General features: G+C 72.8%; 23 protein-coding genes and 4 tRNA genes. 7 read left to right on the top strand and 20 right to left on the bottom strand.

Annotated features, from left to right (window positions below; translation table 11 throughout):
• Position 1: 1 nt before the first annotated feature.
• The gene (secE, locus tag DEJ23_RS03605) at positions 2-265 is read right to left on the bottom strand and encodes a preprotein translocase subunit SecE (RefSeq protein WP_111238884.1); all 264 of its coding nucleotides are present in this window, start codon (positions 263-265) and stop codon (positions 2-4) included.
• 35 nt (positions 266-300) lie between these two features.
• Positions 301-373: transfer RNA gene (locus DEJ23_RS03600), tRNA-Trp, on the bottom strand.
• Between the two features lie 213 nt (positions 374-586).
• Here DEJ23_RS03600 and DEJ23_RS03595 point away from each other — a divergent pair.
• On the top strand, positions 587-1,771 hold the full coding sequence (locus DEJ23_RS03595) for a pyridoxal phosphate-dependent aminotransferase (protein ID WP_111239043.1): 1,185 nt from the start codon (positions 587-589) through the stop codon (positions 1,769-1,771).
• A gap of 45 nt (positions 1,772-1,816) precedes the next feature.
• On the opposite strand, the gene DEJ23_RS03590 is transcribed toward DEJ23_RS03595, so the two are convergent.
• From DEJ23_RS03590 to DEJ23_RS03580, 3 genes are read right to left on the bottom strand one after another with little or no spacing between them, the layout of a single operon-like run.
• Positions 1,817-2,854 (bottom strand): UDP-N-acetylmuramate dehydrogenase, encoded by a 1,038-nt coding sequence (locus DEJ23_RS03590; protein ID WP_111239042.1) that lies wholly within the window; start codon positions 2,852-2,854, stop codon positions 1,817-1,819.
• Positions 2,851-3,276, bottom strand: coding sequence for a MaoC/PaaZ C-terminal domain-containing protein (locus DEJ23_RS03585; RefSeq protein ID WP_111238883.1), 426 nt, complete (start codon positions 3,274-3,276; stop codon positions 2,851-2,853). The genes DEJ23_RS03590 and DEJ23_RS03585 overlap by 4 nt, the downstream gene beginning before the upstream one ends.
• Positions 3,273-3,722, bottom strand: coding sequence for a MaoC family dehydratase N-terminal domain-containing protein (locus tag DEJ23_RS03580; protein ID WP_111239041.1), 450 nt, complete (start codon positions 3,720-3,722; stop codon positions 3,273-3,275). Before DEJ23_RS03580 ends, DEJ23_RS03585 begins: the two co-directional genes overlap by 4 nt.
• 120 nt (positions 3,723-3,842) lie before the next feature.
• Here DEJ23_RS03580 and DEJ23_RS03575 point away from each other — a divergent pair, with 120 nt between their 5' ends.
• Complete coding sequence (locus tag DEJ23_RS03575) at positions 3,843-4,220, top strand: hypothetical protein (protein ID WP_111238882.1); 378 nt, start codon at positions 3,843-3,845, stop codon at positions 4,218-4,220.
• 424 nt (positions 4,221-4,644) lie between these two features.
• Here DEJ23_RS03575 and DEJ23_RS03570 read toward each other — a convergent pair.
• The 5 genes from DEJ23_RS03570 to DEJ23_RS03550 form a co-directional block, all read right to left on the bottom strand.
• A tRNA-Met gene (locus DEJ23_RS03570) sits at positions 4,645-4,721 on the bottom strand.
• A gap of 32 nt (positions 4,722-4,753) precedes the next feature.
• Positions 4,754-4,825 (bottom strand) — tRNA-Thr (locus tag DEJ23_RS03565).
• A 92-nt stretch (positions 4,826-4,917) separates the two neighbouring features.
• Complete coding sequence (locus DEJ23_RS03560) at positions 4,918-6,147, bottom strand: M23 family metallopeptidase (protein WP_111238881.1); 1,230 nt, start codon at positions 6,145-6,147, stop codon at positions 4,918-4,920.
• A 171-nt stretch (positions 6,148-6,318) separates the two neighbouring features.
• Complete coding sequence (locus DEJ23_RS03555; protein WP_111238880.1) at positions 6,319-7,140, bottom strand: inositol monophosphatase family protein; 822 nt, start codon at positions 7,138-7,140, stop codon at positions 6,319-6,321.
• 118 nt (positions 7,141-7,258) lie between these two features.
• Positions 7,259-7,340, bottom strand: a tRNA-Tyr gene (locus DEJ23_RS03550).
• A gap of 186 nt (positions 7,341-7,526) precedes the next feature.
• Between DEJ23_RS03550 and DEJ23_RS03545 the strand changes: the two genes are divergently transcribed.
• Together DEJ23_RS03545 and cls are read left to right on the top strand one after the other, a co-directional pair.
• Positions 7,527-8,015, top strand: coding sequence for a YajQ family cyclic di-GMP-binding protein (locus DEJ23_RS03545; protein ID WP_111238879.1), 489 nt, complete (start codon positions 7,527-7,529; stop codon positions 8,013-8,015).
• Positions 8,016-8,026: 11 nt separating this feature from the next.
• The gene (cls, locus tag DEJ23_RS03540) at positions 8,027-9,487 is read left to right on the top strand and encodes a cardiolipin synthase (protein ID WP_111238878.1); all 1,461 of its coding nucleotides are present in this window, start codon (positions 8,027-8,029) and stop codon (positions 9,485-9,487) included.
• Between the two features lie 52 nt (positions 9,488-9,539).
• Here cls and DEJ23_RS03535 read toward each other — a convergent pair whose 3' ends face one another.
• From DEJ23_RS03535 to DEJ23_RS03520, 4 genes are read right to left on the bottom strand one after another with little or no spacing between them, the layout of a single operon-like run.
• Positions 9,540-10,718: a heparan-alpha-glucosaminide N-acetyltransferase domain-containing protein gene (locus tag DEJ23_RS03535; protein ID WP_111238877.1), complete on the bottom strand. Its 1,179-nt coding sequence runs from the start codon at positions 10,716-10,718 to the stop codon at positions 9,540-9,542.
• A 10-nt stretch (positions 10,719-10,728) separates the two neighbouring features.
• Positions 10,729-12,099, bottom strand: a complete 1,371-nt coding sequence (locus DEJ23_RS03530; RefSeq protein ID WP_111238876.1) for an FAD-dependent oxidoreductase — start codon at positions 12,097-12,099, stop codon at positions 10,729-10,731.
• A gap of 58 nt (positions 12,100-12,157) precedes the next feature.
• Entirely contained in the window at positions 12,158-13,234 is a 1,077-nt protein-coding gene (locus DEJ23_RS03525) for a polyprenyl synthetase family protein (RefSeq protein WP_111238875.1), read from the bottom strand.
• Between the two features lie 32 nt (positions 13,235-13,266).
• Positions 13,267-14,058, bottom strand: a complete 792-nt coding sequence (locus DEJ23_RS03520) for a demethylmenaquinone methyltransferase (RefSeq protein ID WP_111238874.1) — start codon at positions 14,056-14,058, stop codon at positions 13,267-13,269.
• Between the two features lie 83 nt (positions 14,059-14,141).
• Between DEJ23_RS03520 and DEJ23_RS03515 the strand changes: the two genes are divergently transcribed.
• The gene (locus tag DEJ23_RS03515) at positions 14,142-15,401 is read left to right on the top strand and encodes an isochorismate synthase MenF (protein ID WP_111239040.1); all 1,260 of its coding nucleotides are present in this window, start codon (positions 14,142-14,144) and stop codon (positions 15,399-15,401) included.
• Positions 15,402-15,423: 22 nt separating this feature from the next.
• Here DEJ23_RS03515 and menD read toward each other — a convergent pair whose 3' ends face one another.
• Positions 15,424-17,199, bottom strand: coding sequence for a 2-succinyl-5-enolpyruvyl-6-hydroxy-3-cyclohexene-1-carboxylic-acid synthase (gene menD / locus DEJ23_RS03510; protein WP_111238873.1), 1,776 nt, complete (start codon positions 17,197-17,199; stop codon positions 15,424-15,426).
• Positions 17,162-17,521: a PLDc N-terminal domain-containing protein gene (locus DEJ23_RS03505; RefSeq protein WP_111238872.1), complete on the bottom strand. Its 360-nt coding sequence runs from the start codon at positions 17,519-17,521 to the stop codon at positions 17,162-17,164. Before DEJ23_RS03505 ends, menD begins: the two co-directional genes overlap by 38 nt.
• A 78-nt stretch (positions 17,522-17,599) precedes the next feature.
• Here DEJ23_RS03505 and DEJ23_RS03500 point away from each other — a divergent pair, with 78 nt between their 5' ends.
• On the top strand, positions 17,600-17,962 hold the full coding sequence (locus DEJ23_RS03500; RefSeq protein WP_111238871.1) for a DUF4229 domain-containing protein: 363 nt from the start codon (positions 17,600-17,602) through the stop codon (positions 17,960-17,962).
• A 22-nt stretch (positions 17,963-17,984) separates the two neighbouring features.
• On the opposite strand, the gene DEJ23_RS03495 is transcribed toward DEJ23_RS03500, so the two are convergent.
• The 4 genes from DEJ23_RS03495 to DEJ23_RS15605 form a co-directional block, all read right to left on the bottom strand.
• Positions 17,985-18,980, bottom strand: coding sequence for a 1,4-dihydroxy-2-naphthoate polyprenyltransferase (locus DEJ23_RS03495; protein WP_111238870.1), 996 nt, complete (start codon positions 18,978-18,980; stop codon positions 17,985-17,987).
• 24 nt (positions 18,981-19,004) lie between these two features.
• Complete coding sequence (locus DEJ23_RS03490; protein WP_111238869.1) at positions 19,005-20,156, bottom strand: AMP-binding protein; 1,152 nt, start codon at positions 20,154-20,156, stop codon at positions 19,005-19,007.
• Between the two features lie 16 nt (positions 20,157-20,172).
• Positions 20,173-21,102 carry a 1,4-dihydroxy-2-naphthoyl-CoA synthase gene (locus DEJ23_RS03485; protein WP_111238868.1) on the bottom strand — a complete coding sequence of 310 codons (930 nt, stop codon included), beginning with the start codon at positions 21,100-21,102 and terminating at the stop codon, positions 20,173-20,175.
• 63 nt (positions 21,103-21,165) lie between these two features.
• Positions 21,166-21,756 (bottom strand): hypothetical protein, encoded by a 591-nt coding sequence (locus DEJ23_RS15605; RefSeq protein ID WP_181429094.1) that lies wholly within the window; start codon positions 21,754-21,756, stop codon positions 21,166-21,168.
• A 198-nt stretch (positions 21,757-21,954) separates the two neighbouring features.
• Here DEJ23_RS15605 and DEJ23_RS03470 point away from each other — a divergent pair, with 198 nt between their 5' ends.
• Positions 21,955-22,935 carry an o-succinylbenzoate synthase gene (locus tag DEJ23_RS03470; RefSeq protein WP_258375236.1) on the top strand — a complete coding sequence of 327 codons (981 nt, stop codon included), beginning with the start codon at positions 21,955-21,957 and terminating at the stop codon, positions 22,933-22,935.
• Positions 22,936-22,957 lie beyond the last annotated feature (22 nt).

Below are 22,957 nucleotides of genomic sequence, written 5' to 3'. Positions count from 1 at the left end.
ATCAGACCGTGGGACCGTTGCCGAAGACGTAGCCGACGCCGAGACCGAAGACGAAGTCGAGGATCGACACCAGGATCATCATCACGACGACGAAGACGAGCACGACGCCGGTGTAGCTGAAGAGCTCCTTGCGCGTCGGCGTGACGACCTTGCGGAGCTCGCCGATGACCTGGCGGATGAAGAGGGCGATGGCGGCGAACGGGCCACCGCGCTCGGCGCGGTCGGCCTTCGCCTTCGCGACGACGTCGTCCGTCGTCGTTTCCATGTCCTTGCTCGCCAACTTCACACCTTCCAGACTTGCAGGGCGGACAGGACTCGAACCTGCAACCTGCGGTTTTGGAGACCGCTGCTCTACCAATTGAGCCACCGCCCTAGGAGGGGTTGAACCCCCGGGGCACGTCCCGTCACCGTTCCGTGCACCGGTGGTCGAGTGTACGGGAGTCCGTCACACGCTGTCCACTTGACCGCCTCCCCGGCGTGCCGCGCCGGTAGGCTGGCGCCCGTGAGCACCGCAGCCCCCGGCCCCGAGTCCACCGCCCACGAGTCCGTCCAGCACGCCGTCGACGCGACCACCGACCACCCGCGCATCGCCTCGCGGATCGCCGCGATCGCCGAGTCCGCGACGCTGAAGGTCGACGCGAAGGCCAAGGCGCTCAAGGCAGCCGGCCGCCCGGTCATCTCGTTCGCCGCCGGCGAGCCGGACTTCGCGACGCCGCAGCACGTCGTCGAGGCAGCCGTCCTGGCCGTCCAGGACCCCGCGAACCACCGGTACACGCCGGCCACCGGCCTGCCCGAGCTGAAGCGCGCGATCGCCGAGAAGACCGCCCGCGAGTCCGGCGTGACCGTCGACCCGTCGCAGGTCGTCGTGACGAACGGCGGCAAGCAGGCCGTCTACCAGGCGTTCCAGACGATCGTCGACGCGGGCGACGAGGTCCTGCTCCCCGCTCCGTACTGGACCACCTACCCCGAGGCGATCCGCCTGGCCGGCGGCACCCCGGTCGAGGTCTTCGCCGGCAGCGACCAGGACTACCTCGTCACGGTCGAGCAGCTCGAGGCCGCGCGCACACCGCGGACGAAGGCGCTGCTGTTCTGCTCGCCGTCGAACCCGACCGGCTCGGTGTACTCCGCCGAGCAGACGAAGGCGATCGGTGAGTGGGCGCTCGAGCACGGCATCTGGGTGATCAGCGACGAGATCTACCAGGACCTGCTCTACGACGACGTCCGGTTCACCGGCGTCCTCGAGGCGGTCCCCGCCCTCGCCGACACCACGATCCTGGTGAACGGCGTCGCGAAGACGTACGCGATGACCGGTTGGCGCGTCGGGTGGTTCATCGGGCCGGCGGACGCCGTGAAGGCCGCGTCGAACCTGCAGTCGCACCTGTCCTCGAACGTCGCGAACGTGTCGCAGCGCGCCGCGATCGCGGCGCTGACCGGCCCGCAGGAGCCGGTCGAGGCCATGCGCGAGGCCTTCGACCGCCGCCGCCGCACCATCGTCGAGGGGCTGAACGCCATCCCTGGCTTCGTCACCCCGACGCCGAAGGGCGCCTTCTACGTCTACCCGGACGTCACGGCCCTGCTCGGCCGCGAGTGGGCCGGCACCACCCCGACCACGACGCTCGAGCTGGCGGACCTCATCCTCGAGCACGCCGAGGTCGCGGTCGTCCCGGGTGAGGCCTTCGGCCCCTCCGGCTACATCCGCATGTCCTACGCACTCGGCGACGACGACATCGCCGAGGGTGTCCGCCGTCTCACGGAGTTCTTCTCCGCCTGATCTCCTGATCCGCGTCGTCCGGGAGGCGCGGCGCGCGTCCGGCGCTCAGCCCGCGGCGAGCAGGTCGCCGACCACGACGGGTTCCGGCACGAGCGAGACCCCGAAGCGGTTCAGGACGGTCACCTGGACGTAGCGCGCCAGTTCGGCGACCTCGGCCGCGGTCGCGCCACCACGGTTGGTGAGCGCCAGGGTGTGCTTCGACGAGATCGCCGCGTGCGACCCGGGGACCGCGTACCCGCGGTGCACCCCGGCGTGCTCGATGAGCCAGGCGGCGCTGAGCTTGACGTCGTCGCCGGCGGGCCACCGGGGAGCATCGGCGGGCAGGGTCTCGGCGAAGGCCGCCGAGACGATCGGGTTCGTGAAGAACGACCCCGCGCTCCAGGTGTCCGGGTCCGCGTCGTCCAGCACCATGCCCTTCGAGGACCGCAGGCGCAGCACCGTCTCTCGGATGGTCACCGGGTCGACGGGGGTACCGAGCTCGACCCCGAGCGAGCCGGCGAGCTGCGCGTAGCGGACCGGGACACCGGCGCCCGCCGCGGTGCCCAGCCGGAACTCCACCGTGAGGACGACGCCGCGCCGACCGTGCTTCAACGTCGAGGTGCGGTAGCCGAGCGCCAGCTCGGCGGCGGGCACCCACGCACGCTCCCCCGTCGACGCGTCGAGGAGGTCGACGGCGCTGAGCACGTCGGAGAGCTCGACCCCGTACGCGCCGATGTTCTGCACGGGAGCGGCGCCGACCGTTCCCGGGATGCCGCTGAGGGCCTCCAGTCCCGTCCAGCCGTTCTCGACGGTCGTGGCGACGAAACGGTCCCACGGCTCACCGGCCGCGACGCGGACGGTGACGCCGTCCGCGTCCGGCTCGGCGGTGACGCCGCGCGTGCGGACGACCACCACGGTGCCGGCGAAGCCGTCGTCGGCGACGAGCAGGTTGCTGCCGCCGCCGACCACGAGCCACTCGTCGTCCTGCCACGCGGTGTGCGTGTGGGCGACGAGCTCGTCGGTGGTCTCGGCGGTCAGGAGCGTCGTCGCGGGACCGCCCACGCGGAACGTGGTGAGGTCGGCCAGCCGCGTCGTCCCGGTCAGCGGAACACCACCGTGACCTGCGCCTTGCCGAGCACGGTCTGCCCCGCGGCGGTCACGGTGAGGTCGATGCGCTGCGGACGGCCCTCGTCGTCGACCGTGCCGACCTTGGCGACCACGCCGACGGTCGCGCCCTGCTCCGGGTCGACCACCACCGGTCGGGTGAAGCGGACGCCGTAGCGCTGGACCCAGCCGCGGTCGCCGAGCCACTCGGACACGGGCTGGACGGCCAGGCCCATGGTGAGCATGCCGTGGGCGAGGACGCCGGGCAGCCCGACGGACGCGGCGACGTCGTCGCGGTAGTGGATCGGGTTGAAGTCCCCGGAGGCGCCGGCGTACCGGACGAGCGCGTCGCGGGTCAGGTGGACCTCGCGCTCGGCCACGATCGTGCCGACCTCGAGCGCGGTGACGGGTGCGGTGGTCATGCGTCGTCTCCTCGGACCACGAGGGTGGACGTCGCCGTGACGACGTGCTCCCCCGCGGCGTCGTTCATCGTGCTCTCGGCCGTGACCATCGCGTTGCCGCCGAGGGTCTTCACGCTCGTCACCGTGAGCGTCGCGGTGAGCTCGTCACCGGCGACGATCGGGCGGTCGTAGGTGAACGACTGCTCGCCGTGCACGACGCGCGAGAAGTCGATGCCGGCGTCGGGCTCCGCCAGGAGCTGGGCGAGCGTCGCCTCCTGCACCACGACCGCGAAGGTCGGCGGCGCGACGACGTCGGCGTACCCGGCGGCGCGAGCCGCCTCGGGCTCGTGGTGGATCGGGTTCGTCGCGAACACGGCGCGCGAGAACTCCCGCACCTTCTCACGACCGACCAGGTAGGGCTGGGCCGGCGGGAACGTCCTGCCGACGAGCTCGGGGTTCACAGACACGACGACGAGTCTACCGAGCGCCCACGACACACAATCGATCCATGAGCTTGCATCGGCTATGCTCGGCCCACGGCGTCCGGGGGGACGTCGGGGGACGACTCCGGGGTCGGGGAGGAACGCATGGAGCACACGACGGAGTACGCGGTGCACACGGGAGACCGGTGCACCGCCATGGAGGTCGCCGGGGCGGCGCTCCGCGAGACCGGGCACCGGGTCGAGTCGACGGGTGGGACGATCACCGCGACGACCGGGAACCGGCTGCTGACGATCCTGCTCGGGGCGCTGGTGCACCCGTCCCGGGAGTTCCGACGCTACGAGCTGTCGACGACCGTCACGGGGACGTCGACCACGATCACGTTGCGGCACGCCCAGCACGGCACGGCGGTGTCCGGCGGGAGCATCGGTGCCGGTCGGCGGCGGAGTGCGTGGCAGCAGGTGGAGGCGACCCTCGAGCGGGCGCTCCGCAGCGCGGGCGTGCTGACCGCTCCCCCGCGCTGAGCCGCACGTCGGCCGTCGAGGCGAGGGTCGGCCGCGGGCGTCGTGCTGCGGCTCGCGCGCCGCCGATGCGCTGCGGCGTCGTACTGCGGCGCGCGCTGCCGATGCGCAGCGGCGTCGTGCTCCGGCGCGCGCTGCCGATGTCCCCGGGCAGAACGGGCGTACCTGGTGGGAACGGGCGTACCTGGTCGAGAGGAACCATCAGGCACGCCCGATCCCGCCGGGCACAGCACTCGTCATGGGAAGGAACGGTCGGGCCGGACGGGCGGCGGAGCCCGGCGATGATGCGGCGCGCGACGACGCAGCCCGAGAACAGCACAGCCCGAGAACGGCACAGACCCGGAACGACACAGCCCAGACGATGCAGCGCCAGAGAACAGCGGAGCCCGGGAACGACGAAAGCCCGGCGAGCTGGCCGCCGGGCCTGTGGTAGCGAGGACGGGACTTGAACCCGTGACCCCACGATTATGAGTCGTGTGCTCTAACCAACTGAGCTACCCCGCCAGAGATCCGGAGCGAGAACAGCTCCGGGTCGGAGCCCCGAGTCAGGATTGAACTGACGACCCCTTCCTTACCATGGAAGTGCTCTGCCACTGAGCTATCGGGGCGAGTGCCGCTCGGCGGCACCACACGAGAATAGCAGACGGGCGGCGGTGGTCAGGAACCGGACGTGACGCCCGGGCGTGCCGCCGCTCCTCCGCTAGTTCGCGTTGGCTCGCAGCCAGGTCAGCGGGTCCACCGGGACACCGTCGACGTGGATCTCCAGGTGCAGGTGCGGCCCCGTCGAGTTGCCGGTCGATCCGACCTCGCCGAGTTCGTCGCCCACGGCGACCTGCTGGCCCTTGACCACCTTGAACGTGCCGTCCTTCATGTGGCCGTAGACACTGACGAACTGCTTGCCGTCGACGTCGTGCTGCACCCACACGTCGTTGCCGAAGCCGCCGTCGTTGGCCTGCACCTTGATGACCGTGCCCGCGGCGACGGATCGGATCGGGGTGCCCTCGCCCGGCGCGAAGTCGACGCCCATGTGGTTCGTCGAGCAGAACGAGCAACCCGCGACCTGGCGGCCACCGAAGCCCGAGGTGATCGGCACGCCGGTGAGGAACGGCCACTGGATGGTGCCGTCCGGGTCGTTCGAGAACGACGACGCGTCGACGTTCGCGTACTGGGCGGCCGAGGTCACCGAGTACGCGTCACGGGTGGTCTCGGCGTCGCCGGCCGCATCGCCGACGCTGAGCGACTGCGCGGCGCCGGCGGCGGTCGTGCGCGCCGACGTGGTGTCCGCCGGCGGGACCCACAGCGCCTGCGCCGGGAGCGACGTCGACACGACGAGACCGGCGGTGAAGAGGAGGGCGCCGACCGCGGTCACCCGTGAGGCGGCACGGCGGAACGATGTGCCGCGGTCGGCCTGCTGACGCGCGCCCGCCGCACCCGTCGGCGCCGCGGCGATGTGCCTGGTCGCACGGTCGACGTGCACCGCGGACGTGGCGCGGTCGGCGCGGACCGGGCGACGCGACGGCGGGACCTGTCCGAGCACACGGCGGGGACCGGCGGCCGGGGGTGTCGGGGCCCGTGTCGCGTCGACGACGGGTGCGACGTCCGGGGACGCGGGAGCGGGCGGCGTGACGGCACCGGCCGAGGGCGCGGGCAACGCCGGCGACGTCGGGGCGAGGTCGATCGGCGAGACCGGGGCCACCGGCGTCGTCGGCGCGACGAGCTCGTCGAACGAGGGCGACACGGAGGCCGGCTCCGCGGGCGCGGTCGGCGCGGTGCCGAACGCTGCGGACACGCCTGCGACCACGACGGACCGGGATGCCGCCGCCCGACGCTCGGCCTCGATGCGCGCGCGTCGGGTCAGGTGCACGACCGGTTCGGTCGCGGTGTCGGTCCGGGTGGGCGTCTGCGCGGTCTGCTGGGAGGCGTGGGGCATGTGTTCGGGGCTGATCCTGATCGGGGCACGGAGGCGCTCGTTGGTAACGAGCAGGTAACGGGACTGCAGCACGCTAGCAGGGGGCGTCGCCCACCGCCAGTCGTGTGCACGACCGTGCAGTGCCGCACGGAGCGAGGGTCCCGTCCGGTCGCGCACGCTGCGCCGACGTGGTCAGCTCCCGAGCACCTCGCCCTCGAGCCGCCGAACCAGCGACTCGAGTTCGTCGGCGACGGCGGGCGCGGCGAACAGGAAGGACCGGGTACCGCCGGCCTCCCAGATGCGGACGGTCGCACCGGCCTCCGCGGCGACCAGCGACCCCGCGGCCATGTCCCAGGGGTTGATCCCGCGCTCGTAGTACGCGTCCAGGGTCCCGGCACCCACGGCGCAGCAGTCGAGCGACGCGGCTCCCGCGCGACGGACGTCGCGCACCTCGCCGATCAGACCCGCGAGCACCGCGACCTGTTCCCGTCGACGGTCGGCGGTGTAGCCGAACCCCGTGGCGACGAGCGCTTCGGCGAGCGAGGCCGGCGAGGCGACCCGCAGCGGCTCGCCGTCGCGCGTCGCGCCCTCGCCGGAGGCGGCTTGGTACACGCTGCCGGTCGCGGGCGCGACGACCACCCCGGCGACGGCCTGCCACGTCGTCGGGTCGGCGCTCCCCCGCACCACCCCGATGCTCACGCCGTACTGCTCGCTGCCGTACAGGTAGTTGACGGTGCCGTCGATCGGGTCGACCACCCACGTGATGCCCGTCGAACCGGTGTCGGATCCGGATTCCTCGCCGTGGAAGCCGTCGTCCGGGCGCGCCTGGGCGATGCGGGAGCGGATGAGCTCCTCCACCTCGCGGTCCGCGGCCGTCACGACGTCGACGATGCTCGACTTCCGGTCGGCCACCTCGACCCCCTCTGCGCGCCTGCGGGCGGCGAGGGTTGCGGCCTCGCGGGCGATGGACTCGGCGAGGTCGGCGAACTGGGCGGGCGTGAGCATCTCCGGCATGCCCCCAGCTTGCCGGAACGAACCGGTTGCCGGAACGAGGACAGTGCGCCGGAGCGAGCACAGCCTGCCGGAACGAGGACAGCCCCGTCCGGATCGGACGGGGCTGCTCTCGGCACGGTGGCGAGTGAGGGATTCGAACCCCCGAAGGCTACGCCGGCTGATTTACAGTCAGATCCCTTTGGCCGCTTGGGTAACTCGCCATGTGCGCACCCGGCCGGTGTGGTCACCAACCGAAGGCGCGCTGAAGAGCATAGCGGATCCCGGAGGGTGCTCGTGACCACCCCGCCGTCCGCCCGCTCCTCCACCGGTACCGGTGGGCACCCGCTCGTCACCACCCGCACGGCGGGGCCCGACCTGCCCACCTGTCCGCCGTTAGGCTGTCCCGCATGGCAGACAGTTCCTTCGACGTGGTCAGCAAGGTCGACAAGATGGAGGCGGAGAACGCCCTCAACCAGGCCGCCAAGGAGATCGAGCAGCGGTACGACTTCAAGGGCGCGGACGCGTCGATCGCCTTCAGCGGCGACGACGTGCTCATCAAGGCGAACTCCGAGGAGCGTGCGAAGGCCGTCCTCGACGTGCTGCAGAGCAAGGCGATCAAGCGGAACATCTCGCTGAAGAGCCTCGACGCCGGCGACCCGTACCCCTCGGGCAAGGAGTACCGGATCGAGGTGAAGTTCAAGAACGGCATCGAGCAGGACGTCGCGAAGAAGATCGGCGCCTTCCTCCGCGCGAACGCGCCGAAGAGCGTCAAGAGCCAGATCCAGGGCGACGAGCTCCGCGTCTCGTCGAAGAGCCGTGACGACCTGCAGAACACGATCCAGCTCCTCAAGGGTGAAGAGTTCGACGTGCCGTTGCAGTTCATCAACTTCCGCTAGCGCCGTCCCTCGTGGAGCACTGGCTCGGCGTCGCGATCACCGTTCTCCTGGTCCTGCTGGACCTGGCGATCCGTGTCTTCTCGATCATCTACGTCCCGTACAACCGGAAGCCGCAGACCGCGACCGCCTGGCTGCTCGCGATCTTCCTCATCCCGTACATCGGGTTCGTCGTCTTCCTCGTCATCGGGTCCACGAAGCTGCCGAGGTCACGACGTGAGAAGCAGACCGAGATCAACGCGTACATCCTCGAGCAGACCGAGGGCATCGAGCGGGTGCGTCACGACCACCCGTGGCCGCCGTGGCTCGAGAGCGTGACGAAGCTCAACCGCGAGCTGGGCGCGATGCCCCTCGTGGGCGGCAACTCCGCGGAACTGTACCCGGACTACGACGAGTCGATCCAGGAGATGGCCCGGGCGATCGACCAGTCCCGTCGCTTCGTGCACGTCGAGTTCTACATCGCGACGCTCGACGACACGACGCGACCGTACTTCGAGGCACTCGCCCGCGCGCAAGCGCGCGGGGTCACCGTCCGGTTCCTGCTCGACCACTGGGCGAGCCGCGGCTACCCGGGCTACAAGGACACGCTCGCGTTCCTCGACCGAGCCGGCATCGAGTGGCACCTCATGCTGCCGCTCCAGCCGTTCCAGGGGAAGTTCCAGCGCCCCGACCTGCGGAACCACCGGAAGATCATGGTCATCGACGGGTCGGTCGCGTTCACCGGCTCGCAGAACCTCATCGACAAGTCGTACGACCTGAAGTCGCACCTCGAGCGCGGCATGGTCTACAAGGACCTGTTCGCCCGGTTCGAGGGGCCGGTCGTCGCCGGCCTCAACGCCCTGTTCGTGACCGACTGGTACAGCGAGACCGACGAGCTGCTGCTGCGCGAGAGCGACCCGGTCCACCGCGCCGACCGCGGTGACGCCCTCGACTGCCAGGTCGTGCCGTCCGGACCGGGGTTCGACGGCGAGAACAACCTGCGCCTGTTCAACGCGCTGCTGTACGCGGCGCAGGAGAAGGTCTCGATCACCTCGCCGTACTTCGTGCCCGACGACTCGATGCTGTACGCGATCACGACGACCGCGCAGCGTGGCGTCGAGGTCGAGCTCTTCGTCGGCGAGATGGGCGACCACGCGATGACGTGGCACGCGCAGCGTTCCTACTACGAGGAACTCCTGCGCGCGGGCGTGAAGATCTGGTTGTACCGGGCCCCGACGATCCTGCACGCCAAGCACTTCACGATCGACGACGACGTGTCGGTGATCGGGTCGAGCAACATGGACATGCGGTCCTTCAGCCTGAACCTCGAGGTCTCCGTCATGGTGCGCGGGAAGCGGTTCGTCGACGCGCTGCGGGACGTGCAGTCCGCCTACAAGGACGCGTCGTTCGAGCTCACGCTCGACGCGTGGCTCGAGCGGCCGCGCCGTTCGCAGGTCCTCGACAACGTCGCGCGGCTCACGGCGGCACTGCAGTAGGGCCGGCCGGGAGGCTCGACCCACCTCCCCCGGTGCGCTCGCCGGGCCTGCGTCAGCGCGGGGACGGCACCAGCCCGGCGAGCCGTGCGACCACACGCTCGAGCGGTCCCCGGCCGAGGAACGCCCGCCACGACATCGCGAACAGCACCGATCCGACGGCGAACCAGGCCCATGCCGTGCCCGACTCCGGGTACTCGGGCAGGAACGCGATCACGACGAGGTGGCCGGCGTAGACCGTGAGCGGCATCGACCCGACGGCGGTCAGCGGGTACGCGATCCGCGCGACGGTCCTCCCCCGACCGTCGACGAGCAACGTGCACAGGGCGATCACCGCGACCGCCACCCCGGCCGTGCCGCACACGTCGACCACCGACGACGAGTGGTCACGAGGCGAGAACAGCACCTGCGCGAGGGCTTCCGACGGCGAACTGTACGCCGGGGCCCACGGGACGCCGGGGAAGGCGAGCACGGCGTCCACGGGGACCGGCGCGAGGAGGTTCCCGATGCCGTAGGCGATGGTGGCGACGGCCGTGCCGGACACGAGGAGCGCGACCTGCGTGCGCCGCGCCTCCCGCCACAGGCGCGGCCCGTCCGCCGCGGGCGCGTCGTCCGGGGATCCGCGGCGTGGGCCCAGACCGAGTCGGGCCACCGCCAGGCCGACCAGCACGTACGCCAGGAAGGTGACCACCGGGTACACGAGTCCGAGCTGGACCTCCCACATCCCGGCGCCGGCGTAGGCGGGCGCGACGGCGACCGCGGCGAACGGCGACGCCAGCGCGCAGACACCGGCGAGCACGAGGAGCGTGGCCGGACGCAGCCGCAGGACGGGCACAACGAGCAGGAAGAGCGCGCCGTACGTCGGGAGGATGACGTAGACCGGGGTGTCGAGCGCCATGAGCGCGAGACCGATGCCGACGACGGCGACCGCGCGCACCGCCAGCCGCGCGCGCACACGGCCGATGACCGGCGGCCCCGGCGGGTTGGCCCGACCACTCGTCAGGCCGATCGAGACGCCGGCGAGCACCGCGAAGAGCGTCGACGGTCGGCCGTGCGCGACGGCCGACCAGGTCGCGGGGTCCGTCCAGTCCAGCTCGTCTGCGATCCCGCCGATGTGCGCGGCCATCATGCCGAGCAGCGCGAGCGCCCGGGCGACGTCGACCCCCTGCAGCCGGTCCGGCGGGACGAGCACGCCCCGCGACGCGGTGGGCGGTGCGGGGCGTGCGCTGGTCATCGCTGCGGGCTCAGCTCGTGGCCGAGCCGGTGCGGCGGAGCGAGACGTCGACCATCTCGTCGCGCGGCACGACCTTGATGCGTTCGCGTCCCTCCGCGGCGCCCAGCGCCTGCTCGTGCTCGTCGAGCGCGTGCCAGCCGTCGAGGTCGGTGTAGTCGACACCCCGTTCGCGGAGCAGCGCCGGGACGGCCTCGGGCGAGGGGTCAGCCGGCGCCCACCACGAGGCCTGGTCGTTGACGATGTGCTGGACGGTCTCCATCGCGTCGGACTTCGTGTGTCCGATGAGGCCGACCGGGCCGCGCTTGATCCACCCGGTGGCGTAGACGCCCGGGAGCGGCGCACCGTCCTCGTCGAGCACCTGGCCCTCGCGGTTGGGGATGACGCCGGTGCGCTCGTCGAAGGGCACGCCGGGCAGCGGCGAGCCGAAGTACCCGACCGCGCGGTAGACCGCCTGCACCGGGACCTCCCGGAACTCGCCGGTCCCCTCGACGCCGCCCTCGCCGTTCGGACGGGTGCGCTCGTACCGCAGTGCGCTGACGCGCCCGTCCTCACCGACGAGCTCGACGGGCTTCGCGTAGAAGTGCAGGTGGAGGCGGCGGCTCGCCGCACCGACCTCGCGGGTCCGCCACTGCTCGAGGACACGGTTCATCACCATGACCTGCTTGTTCGTCTGGATCGCGGTGCGCGACGCCTCGTCGTGGTCGAAGTCCTCGTCGTACACGATCATGTCGACGTCGCGCAGCTCGCCGAGCTCGCGGAGCTCCAGCGGGGTGAACTTCACCTGGGCGGGGCCACGGCGCCCGAAGACGTGCACGTCGGTGACCGGGGAGGCCTTGAGACCCTCGTACACGTTCGCCGGGATCTCGGTCGGCAGCAGGTCGTCCGCGTGCTTCGCCAGGATGCGCGAGACGTCGAGGGCGACGTTGCCGTTGCCGATGACCGCGACGCTGGACGCGGTGAGGGGCCAGGTGCGCGGGACGTCGGGGTGGCCGTCGAACCAGCTGACGAAGTCGGCCGCGCCGTACGAGCCGTCGAGGTCGATGCCCGGGACGTCGAGGTCGGCGTCCTTGACCGCCCCCGTTGAGAACAGCACCGCGTTGTAGTGCTGCTTGAGGTCGTCGAGGGTGATGTCCTCGCCGAAGCGCACGTTGCCGAACAGCCGCACGACACCGCGGTCGAGCACGTCGCGCAGGGCGTTCACGATGCCCTTGATGCGCGGGTGGTCCGGGGCGACGCCGTAGCGGACCAGGCCGTACGGCGCGGGGAGCTGCTCGAAGAGGTCGATCGACACGTCGTAACCGTGGGCCTCGCGCAGCAGGATGTCGGCGGCGTAGATCCCGGCGGGGCCGGCGCCGACGATGGCGAGTCGGAGGGTGGGCACTGATGTCTCCAGTTCGTTCGGGCGGGGTGCTCCCGGTCGGTGGCGGTGGACCCTCGGGTCAGCGGCTGCGCTCGACGACGGACTCGGCGAAGCGGGTCAGCGCGCGCTTCACGGTGCCGTCGGGCAGCGGCTCCAGCGCTGCGACCGCCTCCTCCGCCCAGCGGACGGCGACGGCGCGGGTGGCGGTGGTCGCCTCGTGCTCGCGCAGGGCGGCGACGGCCGACTGGTAGGGCGCCGAGTCGACCGCGTCGTCCGGGGCGTCCTTCACGTCGTGCTCGATGCGGGCGAGCAACGTGGCGGCGCCGTCGTCACGGGCGGCCAGGCGACGGAGCTGCAGGAGCGGCAGGGTGTCGACGCCCGCACGCAGGTCGTTGCCGGCGATCTTGCCGGTCCGGTCCTTCGCGGGTGCGAGGTCGATGACGTCGTCGACGAGCTGGAAGGCGACGCCGACCTTCTCGCCGAACGTGCCGACGGCGTCGAGGTAGGCGCGGTCCGCTCCGGAGAACATGACCCCGGCGCGCGCCGCGGTGGCGATGAGCGAGCCGGTCTTGTCGCTGAGCACCTGGATGTAGTGCTCGACGGGGTCGTCCTCGGCCTGCGGGCCCGTCGTCTCGTGCAGCTGGCCCATGCAGAGGCGCTGGAAGGTCTCGGCCTGCATGCGGATGCCCTCGGCGCCGAGGTCGGCGGTGATGAGGCTGGCGCGGGCGAACAGCAGGTCGCCCGTCAGGATCGCGACGTTGTTGCCGTAGGTCACGTGGGCGGCGGGGACCCCGCGTCGCACGGGCGCCTCGTCCATGACGTCGTCGTGGTACAGCGAGGCCAGGTGGGTCGTCTCGATGCTCACCGCGGCCTTGACGACCGCGTCCGTGACGCCCTCGCCCAGCTGCGCGATGAGGAGCGTCAGCGTCGGCCGGATCCGCTTGCCGCCCGCCGACAACAGGTACCGGCTCGTGGTGTCCGCGAGCGTGTCCGTGGATCGCATGGCTTCCTCGAGGCCCTGCTCGACGAGCTCGAGTCCGTCGTCGACGGCGGTGATGAAGCGTCGCTCGGACGGCGTGGCGAACAACCGCTCGCCGATGCCCAGCGAGGCGCGGAGGCTCGGTGCGCGACGTGCGACCGGGACGCTCGGGTTCAAGTGCTGCTCCGTGTTCGGGGTCGAGGGACCGGTCAGGCGTCGGAGGGGTCGACGCTCGGCTGCTCGCCGGTGTGCTGGTGCTCGCGGCGCGCCTTCGCCCGACGGGCGACCGACTCGCGGACCGTCCCCGCGACGGGCTTCCGGCCGCGGTGCAGCGCGACGATGCCGGCGGTGAGGTTGCGGTGCGCGACCATCGTGAAGCCGACGCCGCGGAGCCACTGGCTGAGGACCTGCTGGTCCGGCCACGCCTCGATCGACTCGGCCAGGTACCGGTAGGCGGCGGGGTTGCTGCTCGACAGGCGCGCGATGCCCGGGAGCACGCGCTTGAGGTACGCGCCGTAGCCGAAGCGCAGGAGCGCCATCGGCGGCGTGGAGAACTCGCAGATGACCACGCGGCCGCCGGGCTTGAGCACCCGCAGCATCTCCGTGATCGCCTGCATCGGGTCGTTGACGTTGCGCAGCCCGAACGAGATCGTGACCGCGTCGAACGTGTCGTCGTCGAACGGCAGGTGCTCCGCGTCGCCCTCGACGAACGTGATCTCGGGGTGGCGCTCACGCCCGACGGCGATCATGCCCGCGGACAGGTCGAGCGCCGTGACGTCCGCACCCCTCTTCGCCAGGGCAGCGGCACTCGTCCCCGTGCCCGCCGCGATGTCGAGCACCCGCTCCCCCGGCTGCGGGTCGACCGCACGGACCGTCGCGACGCGCCACAGCGGAGCGTTGCCCGCCGAGAGGATGTCGTTCGTGAGGTCGTACTTCGCGGCGACGTCGTCGAACATGGCCGCCACCTCGTCCGGCCGCTTGCTCAGGTCCGCTCTGCTCACCGCACCATCCTAGAGGTCACGGCTCGCAGGTGCCCGGACGCACGGCCGGGGTCCGCGGGCCGGCGCGCGCGTACGATCGGTCCGTGACCCGAACCACCACGGCGGCCCCCTCGCTCACGGTCTCGACCCGGATCCTCGACGACCCGGGGGACGTCCTCCGCCACACCCTGCGGGACGCGCCGCTGGCCTTCGTGCGGAACGGCGACGGGATCGTCGGGATCGGCGAGGCACTGCGGTTCTCGTTCTCCGGCCCGGAGCGGATGCGGCAGGCCTCCGCGGTCTGGCGCGAGCTCGTCCGCGGCGCGACGGTCGACGACCCGGTGCAGCTGCGGGGCACCGGCCTGGTGGCCTTCGGCTCGTTCGCGTTCGCCGACGACTCCGCGGAGGAGAGCGTCCTCGTCGTCCCGCGCGTGGTGGTCGGCAAGCGCCGCGGGAAGGCCTGGCTGACCGCGGTCGACACGACGCCCGACCCGGCGCCGCTCGGGTTCTCGCGCACCTCGGTGCCCGTGCCCGCCGTCGGCGGACACGTCTCGGTCGTCCTCGGGCCCGGTCAGGTCGACGAGGACGGCTACGCCGCGGCCGTGGCCGACGCCGTGCGGCGGATCACCGCGGGTGAGGCCGAGAAGGTCGTGCTCGCGCGGGACCTGGTGGGCACGCTCCCCGCCGGTGCGGACCGGCGCGCCGTGCTCCTGGACCTCGCCGCCGCGTACCCGCAGTGCGTCACCTTCGCCGTCGACGGCCTGGTCGGCGCGACCCCGGAGACGCTCGCGCGCACGGACGGCACGCAGCTCTCCGCACGGGTGCTCGCCGGCAGCGCCGCGCGCGGCACCGACGCCGTGTCCGACCGTGCTGCCGCCGAGGCCCTGGCGTCGAGCGCGAAGGACGTCGAGGAGCACGGGTTCGCGATCGCGAGCCTGCTCGAGGCGCTGCGCCCGATCGCGAGCGACCTGCGGGCCGACCCGGAGCCGTTCCGCCTGCAGCTGCCGAACCTGTGGCACCTGGCGACCGACGTCCGCGCGACGCTGCCGGTGGGGACGACCTCGCTCGACGTCGCCGACGCGCTGCACCCCACGGCGGCGGTCGCCGGCACGCCGACCGACGTCGCGGTGCGGTTGGTCGCCGAGCTCGAGGGCGTCGACCGCGGGCGGTACGCCGGACCGGTCGGCTGGCTCGGCGCGAACGGGGACGGCGAGTGGATGCTCGCACTGCGCAGCGCCCGGATCGACACCGACGGCACCGTCCGGGCGTGGGCGGGCGCCGGCATCGTCGCCGGCTCCGACCCCGCGCGCGAGGTCGCGGAGACCGCACTGAAGTTCCGGCCGATGCGCGACGCGCTGGCCTGACGCGGCGACCGCGCCGCGGCCGTCAGCCGGCCAGTGGCACCTCGACGACGAGACGCTGCGCCGGGTCGGTGAGCACGGCCTCCAGGTCGCCCCACGTCGCCGCACGCCGGTACTCCCAGCCCAGCCCCGTCACGACCCGCTCGACGTCGACGTGCTGCGGCGTCGTCATCATCCGGCGCATGTCCGCGTCCGGTGTGGTCGCCGCGACCTCGAGCCCGCGGAAGATCGCCCCGCCGGCGTCGTTGCCGACGACGACCTGCACGCGGTGCGTCCGTTCCTCGACCCCCGTGACGAAGGCGCCGAGGTCGTGCAGGAACGTCAGGTCCCCGACGAGCACCCGTGTCGTCCCGACGGAGTCCGCCGTCCGCTCGAGCGCAGCCGCGATGCCGAGCGCCGTCGACACGGTGCCGTCGATCCCGGCGAGCCCACGGTTCGCGTGCACGCGCAGCTTCTTGCCCGGCACGTGCGCGTCGGCGACCCGGATGAGCTGCGAGGCACCCAGCACGAGCCGGTCGTGCGGCCAGGTGGCGCCCCAGACGGCGTCGACGAGCATCGTCCGGTCGACGGGACGGCGCCGGAGCGCCACCTCGTCACGCAGGTAGCGGTTGCGTTCGGCGCGGTCCCCCGAGCGCTTCGCGTCGAGGTCCGGACCGGCGTCGCCGTCGCCGAGGAGCGCGCGACTGGACGTCACCCACCGGCCGACCCACGCACGGTGTGCCGGGGTGGTGCGGCCCGTCACGCGGACGTCCGACACGAAGGTGGTCGCCGCGTCCGGTCGCGAGGCCCGTGCCGGGTCGTACGGGTCGGCCCCCGGACCGCGGACCACGACGGTCTCCACGTCGGACCGTTGCAGGAGCGCGGGGACCTCACGGCTGAGGGTGGGGTGCCCGAGCACCACGGCGCGACGGACCGCGCCGCCGAGCTCCGGCTCGCGGAGCAGGTCGCGGTAGGCCACGACGAGGTTGCGTCCGAACCGCGCGCCGCTCGAGACCTCGGCGAGCAGCGGCGCCCCGAGCTCCCAGGCGATGCGCTCGGCGTCCTCGCCGGCGTCGTGTCCGGCGATGACGACCGTCGCGGGCTCGTCGTCGGGCGCGAGCTCGGCCACCGGCAGTCCGGTGTGCACCCGGCGGCGGGCGCGGTCGGTGTCGACCTCCTCGTCCGGCACGCCCTGGACGTCCTCGGCGCGGAGTCCGGCGGACAGCGGTTCGCGGAACGCGACGTTGAGCTGCACCGGTCCGGGCTGCCCGGCGTGTCCGGCGGCGACCGCGACCGCCTCGCGCGCGAGGGACCGGACGGCGTCGACCTCGACGTCGCCCCCTCCGGCGGTCGGAGCCTGCACGTCGCGGACGAAGGCGACCGCCGGTCCGAAGAGCCCGGGCTGCACCGTGGTCTGGTTGCTGCCGATCCCCCGGAGCTCGTCGGGACGGTCGGCACTGAGCACGATCATCGGCACGCCGGAGTGGTACGCCTCGAGGACGGCCGGGTGCAGGTTGGCGACGGCGGTGCCGGAGGTGGTGACCACCGCGGCCGGTCGGCCCGACTCGACGGCGAGCCCGAGCGCGAAGAAGCCGGCGGTGCGCTCGTCGAGCCGGACGTGCACCGTGGTGCCGCCGGCCCGTTCGAGGGCGACCGCGGCGAGTGCCAGCGCCTGGGAGCGGGAGCCCGGGCTCACCACGACGTCGGTCACCCCCGCGCGGGCGAGTTCGCGCAGCAGTGCGAGCGAGAAGTCCGTGGCGGGGCTGCCGGAGCCGGCGGGACCGTCAGCGATCGGGGCGGCTGTCGTCGTCTCGTTCGTCACGGAACTGGTCTTCGAGGTCTCGGAGGGTTGCGTCGTCCTGGTCCGTTCCGGTGCGGTGCGGCCCGGCGGCACGGGGGCCACCGAGGAAGTCCGGGTCGTCTTCGGGTCCACGGTACCGGGGCGTCGGTCCGGGGGCCGCGGGGGCGCGACCGAGCAGGAACCAGAGCACCCCGCCGAGGACGGGGAGGACGAGCACGAGGAGGACCCACCACCCGCGCCGCAGGGAGCGGATGCGCTGGGGTGGCATGGTCGCGCAGTCGATGACCGCGTAGACCGTGAAGGCCACGGCGGCGACGGCGACGATCAACCACAGACGGACCATCCCCGGAGTGTAGGCAGCGCTCCTGGGACCGACCTGCCCGTCAGCCGACGTCCCGGCGCCGTTCCGTAGACTCGACGGGTGAAAGCGTGGTTCGTCTACACCCTTGCCCGGCTCGGCATCTTCGCCGCGGCGCTGGCCGTCCTGCTCCTCGTCGGACTGAGGTGGTACTGGGCGGCGATCGGTGCCGCCCTCATCGGCCTGCTCGTGTCCTACATCGCGCTGCCCGGGTTGCGTGGACAGGTCACGTCGAACATCGCGTCGCGGCGCGGTCGTCCGGAGCGTGACGCGGACTCGGACTTCGAGGACGACTTCGTCGACGCCGCCGACACCGACGCCACCGGCACCGACACCGCCACTGACACCGCCACCGAGGGCCCTGCCGTTCCTCCCGTCTCCGACACCGAACGGCACCGCAGCCGCCGCGAGCCCGACGCCGACTGACCCGGACGGCCGGCCGGCCGGCCTAGGGCAGGAGCACCAGGGTCAGTCCGAGCACCACGCCGTACGCCAGCGACGCGAACGACGACAGCTGCAGCGCGGTGATGAGCTCGCGGGGCTTCCGCGACGAGACCCCGATGGCGAGCGCCGGGAGCGCGAGCAGCAGCGAGAAGTACGCGAAGCCGGTGCGGAAGTAGAGCAGCACGAACCAGAGCAGCACGACGTACGGCAGCATCAGGAACAGGCCGAACAGCACCCGGGCGATCGGGCGTCCGACGACGACGGCCAGGGTCCGCTTGCCCGCCTGCCGGTCCTCGTCGACGTCGCGGATGTTGTTCACCATGAGGACGGCGCAGGCGAAGAAGCCCGCGGCGACCGCTGCCGCCCAGCCGCTCGCCGTCACCTCGCGGATCTGCACGTACTGGGTCCCGAGCACGGCGACCAGGCCGAAGAACACGAAGACGAAGACCTCGCCGAGCGCGTTGTAGCCGTACGGCTTCTTCCCGCCGGTGTAGAACCAGGCGGCGACGATCGCCGCGGCCCCGACGAGCAGCAGCCACCACAGCCCGGTGAGCAGCACGATCACCAGCCCGGCGAGGGCCGCGAGCCCGAAGAACGTCAACGCGACGGTGAGCACGGTGCGCGGCTTCGCCAGCCCCGCACCGGTCAGCCGGGCCGGGCCGACGCGGAACTCGTCGGTGCCCCGGACGCCGTCCGAGTAGTCGTTGCTGTAGTTCACGCCGATCTGCAGGAACAGCGCGACCGCGAGGGCGAGGAGCGCGACCGCCAGGTGGTGGTCACGGCCGAGGTAGCTCCCGAAGTCGCCCGGTTCGCCGGAGTCGACGAACGCCACTCCGGTCCCGAGCACGACCGGGACGACGCCGAGCGTGAGGGTGCGGAGCCGGGCTCCGCCGATCCAGTCGCGCGCGGTCGCCCGCTGCTTCGTGCGCCGCGGTCCCGCGGCCTTCGCGGGGTTGCCGCTGCGGCGCCTGGCCGGGGTCGTGTTCTTCGTACGTGCCACGGCCGTCCATCGTATCCGCGCCGACTACGTGGTCGGTGCCCCCGTCGGGTCGACGAGGGCACGGACGGCCCGACGGTCGGGCTTGCCGGACGCGAGCATCGGCAGTGCGTCGACCACCACCACGTCCGCCGGCCGCGCTGCGCGCCCGAGGGCGTCACCGACGTGCGCCCGCACGGTGTCGAGGTCGAGCGGCTGCTCGGTCACGACGACCGGCACCTCGCCCCACTCCCCCGACGTCCGGCGTGTCACCACGGCCGTGTCCTGCCCGGGGAGCTCCCGGACCCGTCGTTCGACGGCGCCGAGCGGGACCTTCTCGCCGCCGGAGACGATGACGTCGTCGAGCCGTCCGAGCACGCGCACCCGTCCGTCCTCACCGATGGCGGCCGCGTCACCGGTGCGGTACCAGCGATGCCCGTCCCGGTCCGTGAAGGTGCGGGCCGTGCGCTCCGGGTCGTCGAGGTAGCCCTCGGCGAGCATCGGCCCGGCGAGCTCCAACGCGCCGTCGACGAGCTCGGTCCGGACGGTCCCGAACGGCGTACCGTCGTAGACGCACCCGCCGCTGGTCTCGCTGGCGCCGTAGGTCGTGACGACGCGGATCCCGGCGTCGAGGGCCCGCTGCCGCAGTGGTGCCGGGGTGGCCTGCCCGCCGACCAGGACGGCGTCGAACCGCGTCGCGGCGGCGGTGGCCCGTGCATCCTCGAGCACGCGGGCGAGCTGCACCGGGACGAGCGAGGTGTAGCGGCGGGGGGCATCGGGGCCGACGTCGAGCCGGTCGACCGCGTCCGCGAACGACCGCGCGTCGAAGTGCCCCTGCGGGAGGACGACCGGCGTGGTGCCCGCCGTGACCGACCGGGTCAGGACGTTGAGTCCGGCGATGTAGTGCGTCGGGAGCGCGAGGACCCACCGGCCCGGGCCGCCGAGGGCGGCGTCGGCGGATGCGGCGCCGGCGAGGAGGGCGTCGGCCGACAGCGCCACGCGCTTGCCCGTGCCGGTGGACCCGCTCGTCTCGACCACCAGGGCGACCCGCTGCGCGACTTGCGACGGAGCGGGCGTCGGCAGCGACGGTGCCCCCTCGGCGACGGGGAGGAGCGCGGGGCCGCCGGCGAGTGCAGCCTCCAGACCGCGGAGCACCGCCACCGGGTCGGACGCGCCCAGCGCCACCAGCGGCCGGCTCACGGGCGGCGACCAGGCGTCAGTAGTGCCACGGGAACGACGTCCACTCGGGCTTCCGCTTCTCGAGGAACGCGTCGCGGCCCTCGACGGCCTCGTCCGAGGCGTAGGCGAGCCGCGTCGCCTCGCCCGCGAAGACCTGCTGGCCGACCATCCCGTCGTCGATGGCGTTGAAGGCGTACTTCAGCATCCGGATCGCCGTCGGCGACTTGCCGAGGATCGTCTCGCCCCACCGGATCGCCTCACGCTCGAGGTCTTCGTGCGGGACGACCCTGTTGACCGCACCCATCTCGTACGCACGCTGCGACGAGTACTCCTCGGCCAGGAAGAAGACCTCGCGCGCCAGCTTCTGTCCGATCTGTCGGGCGTAGTAGGCGCTGCCGTACCCGCCGTCGAACGAGCCCACGTCGGCGTCGGTCTGCTTGAACCGACCGTGCTCCGCGCTCGCGATCGTCAGGTCGGCGACGGCGTGCAGCGAGTGCCCGCCGCCGGCGGCCCACCCCGGCACCACGGCGATGACGACCTTCGGCATCATGCGGATGAGGCGCTGCACCTCGAGGATGTGCAGCCGACCCATCGACGCCTGCGCCGCGGCCGGGTCGACGCCCTCGGGCGGGGCGCCCTCGTCCCCGACGTACTGGTACCCGCTCCGGCCACGGATGCGCTGGTCGCCGCCGGAGCAGAAGGCCCACCCACCGTCCTTCGGGCTCGGTCCGTTGCCCGTGAGCAGGACGACACCGACGTGCGGGTCCTGCCGGGCGTCGTCGAGCGCCCGGTAGAGCTCGTCGACCGTGCGGGGACGGAAGGCGTTCCGCACCTCGGGACGATCGAACGCCACCCGGACGATCCCCTGCGAGACGTGCTTGTGGTACGTGATGTCGGTGAAGTGCTCCGCGACCGGGGCGGCGGTCCAGACGTCGGGGTCGAACAGGTCGGAGACGGGAGCTGCCATGACCCCACCGTATCCGGCCACCCCTGCCGTCGGGGTGTCCCGGTGGGACGCGATCCCGCGTCGCTACATCCCCGACAGGGCCTCGGGCGCGACGACCACGAGCAGCACGATCAGGATGACGGGGTTCGCGAAGAACGCCAGCACCACCCCGACCACGCCGTACCAACGGCCGAACGACCCGACCGCGGCGATGAAGCCGAGCACGGCCGCGATGAGCGTGAGGAAGACGACCACGAAGCAGATGCCGAAGGCGAAGGTCGTGTCGCCGCCCATGAACACGGCGAAGGCGCTCGCGTCGACGGCGGCGGACACCACCGCCAGGCCGAGGGCGATCTTGCCGGTGACCGGGTTCCTCCGACGACGGCCGGCCGTCGCGAGCGTCCGCGTGTCGACGGTGTTCCGCTGCATGAGGCGCTCGAAGTCCCCGGCGGATCCGGCACCCGGGCGAGCTGCCCCGGCCCGCGTCCTCGACTGCGCGGTGGATGGTGCCGCAGCCCGCTGCGCCGCGCCCCCTGGTGCCGCCGGTCGCTGCGCCGCTCCCCCGGGCGCCGCCGCACGCTGCGCCGCAGCACGCTGCATCGCCGCACGCTGCGCCGCCGTGCGCTGCGCGGCCGCCCGTTGGGCTGCGGCGCGCTGCTGCGGATCCGACGCCACCGGCCCTCCCTCTCCTCGGTCGCTGCACGAACCTGCCGCGGTGCTCCGCGGCGCCGTCGGCGGTCGGCCGACCGATGCATGCTAGTGCCCGGCCCTGGCGGTCGGCTCCGAGGAACCAGCGGGTGGCCTGGACGTGACCACCCGGACCGGTGGCGTGCACGCCGGCACGGCCCCGGCCCTCGTGCGGGAGGATGGGGTGTGCTCCCCGACCTCGCCGACCTCACCGCCGATGCGCACGTCGTCGCCCTCCCGATGCGCGTCCGCTTCCGCGGCATCACCGTCAGGGAGGCCCTCGTGCTCCGCGGACCGGCGGGTTGGACCGAGTTCTCGCCCTTCGTCGAGTACGACGACGCCGAAGCCGCCGCCTGGCTCCGCGCAGCGGTCGACTTCGGGTGGACCGACCACGAGCCGGCAGCCGACTCCGTCCCGGTCAACGCCACGGTCCCCGCGATCGCGCCCGACGCCGTCGCCGGTCTCCTGGCTCGTTACCCGGGCTGCACGACCGCCAAGGTGAAGGTCGCCGAACCCGGTACGACCGTCGACGACGACGTCGCACGGGTCGCCGAGGTCCGGCGGGTGATGGGCGCGGACGCCGCGGTCCGTGTGGACGCGAACGGCCTGTGGACGCTCGACCAGGCCGTCGACGCGCTCGAACGTCTGGCCCCGTTCGACCTGCAGTACGCCGAGCAGCCCTGCCGGACCGTGCCCGAACTCGCGGCCCTGCGCACCCGGACCGCCGGGCTCGGCGTCCGGGTCGCCGCCGACGAGAGCGTCCGCAAGGCGGCGGACCCGCTCGCGGTCGCCCGTGCCGGAGCGGCGGACGTGCTCGTCGTGAAGGCCCAACCCCTCGGCGGTGTGACGGCGGCGCAGGCCGTGGTCGCGGACGCGGGGCTGCCGTGCGTGGTCTCCAGCGCGCTCGACACCTCGGTCGGGCTCGGCATGGGGGCGTTCCTGGCGGCGGAGGCCATGACCCCCGGGTTCGCGGCCGGCCTCGGGACCGCGGCGATGTTCGAGTCGGACGTCACGCCGACGCCGCTGCTGCCCGCGGGCGGCCGGGTGCCGGTGCGGCGTGCGGAGGCCTCCAGGGAGTTGCTCGAGCGCAACGCGGCGTCGCCCGAGCGGCGAGCATGGTGGCTCGCCCGGCTCGAACGGGTGCACGGACTGCTCGCTGCGGCCTGAGCGGCCCGCCCGCCGGGGCGGG

The sequence above is a fragment of the Curtobacterium sp. MCSS17_008 genome, from assembly GCF_003234185.1.
GTDB lineage: Bacteria > Actinomycetota > Actinomycetes > Actinomycetales > Microbacteriaceae > Curtobacterium.
Note: the sequence above shows the minus strand (reverse complement) of the source record. Positions and strands in the feature narration are given on the sequence as shown.

Bases quoted from the DNA above. Each gene is read 5' to 3' on its own strand.
- DEJ23_RS03575 (WP_111238882.1), top strand. From the start codon at position 3,843: ATGGAGCACACGACGGAGTACGCGGTGCACACGGGAGACCGGTGCACC.
- DEJ23_RS03545 (WP_111238879.1), top strand. From the start codon at position 7,527: ATGGCAGACAGTTCCTTCGACGTGGTCAGCAAGGTCGACAAGATGGAG.
- DEJ23_RS03555 (WP_111238880.1), bottom strand. From the start codon at position 7,140: ATGCCGGAGATGCTCACGCCCGCCCAGTTCGCCGACCTCGCCGAGTCC.
- DEJ23_RS03485 (WP_111238868.1), bottom strand. From the start codon at position 21,102: ATGGCAGCTCCCGTCTCCGACCTGTTCGACCCCGACGTCTGGACCGCC.
- DEJ23_RS03535 (WP_111238877.1), bottom strand. From the start codon at position 10,718: ATGACCAGCGCACGCCCCGCACCGCCCACCGCGTCGCGGGGCGTGCTC.
- DEJ23_RS03505 (WP_111238872.1), bottom strand. From the start codon at position 17,521: ATGGTCCGTCTGTGGTTGATCGTCGCCGTCGCCGCCGTGGCCTTCACG.
- DEJ23_RS03585 (WP_111238883.1), bottom strand. From the start codon at position 3,276: ATGACCACCGCACCCGTCACCGCGCTCGAGGTCGGCACGATCGTGGCC.
- DEJ23_RS03560 (WP_111238881.1), bottom strand. From the start codon at position 6,147: ATGCCCCACGCCTCCCAGCAGACCGCGCAGACGCCCACCCGGACCGAC.
- secE (WP_111238884.1), bottom strand. From the start codon at position 265: ATGGAAACGACGACGGACGACGTCGTCGCGAAGGCGAAGGCCGACCGC.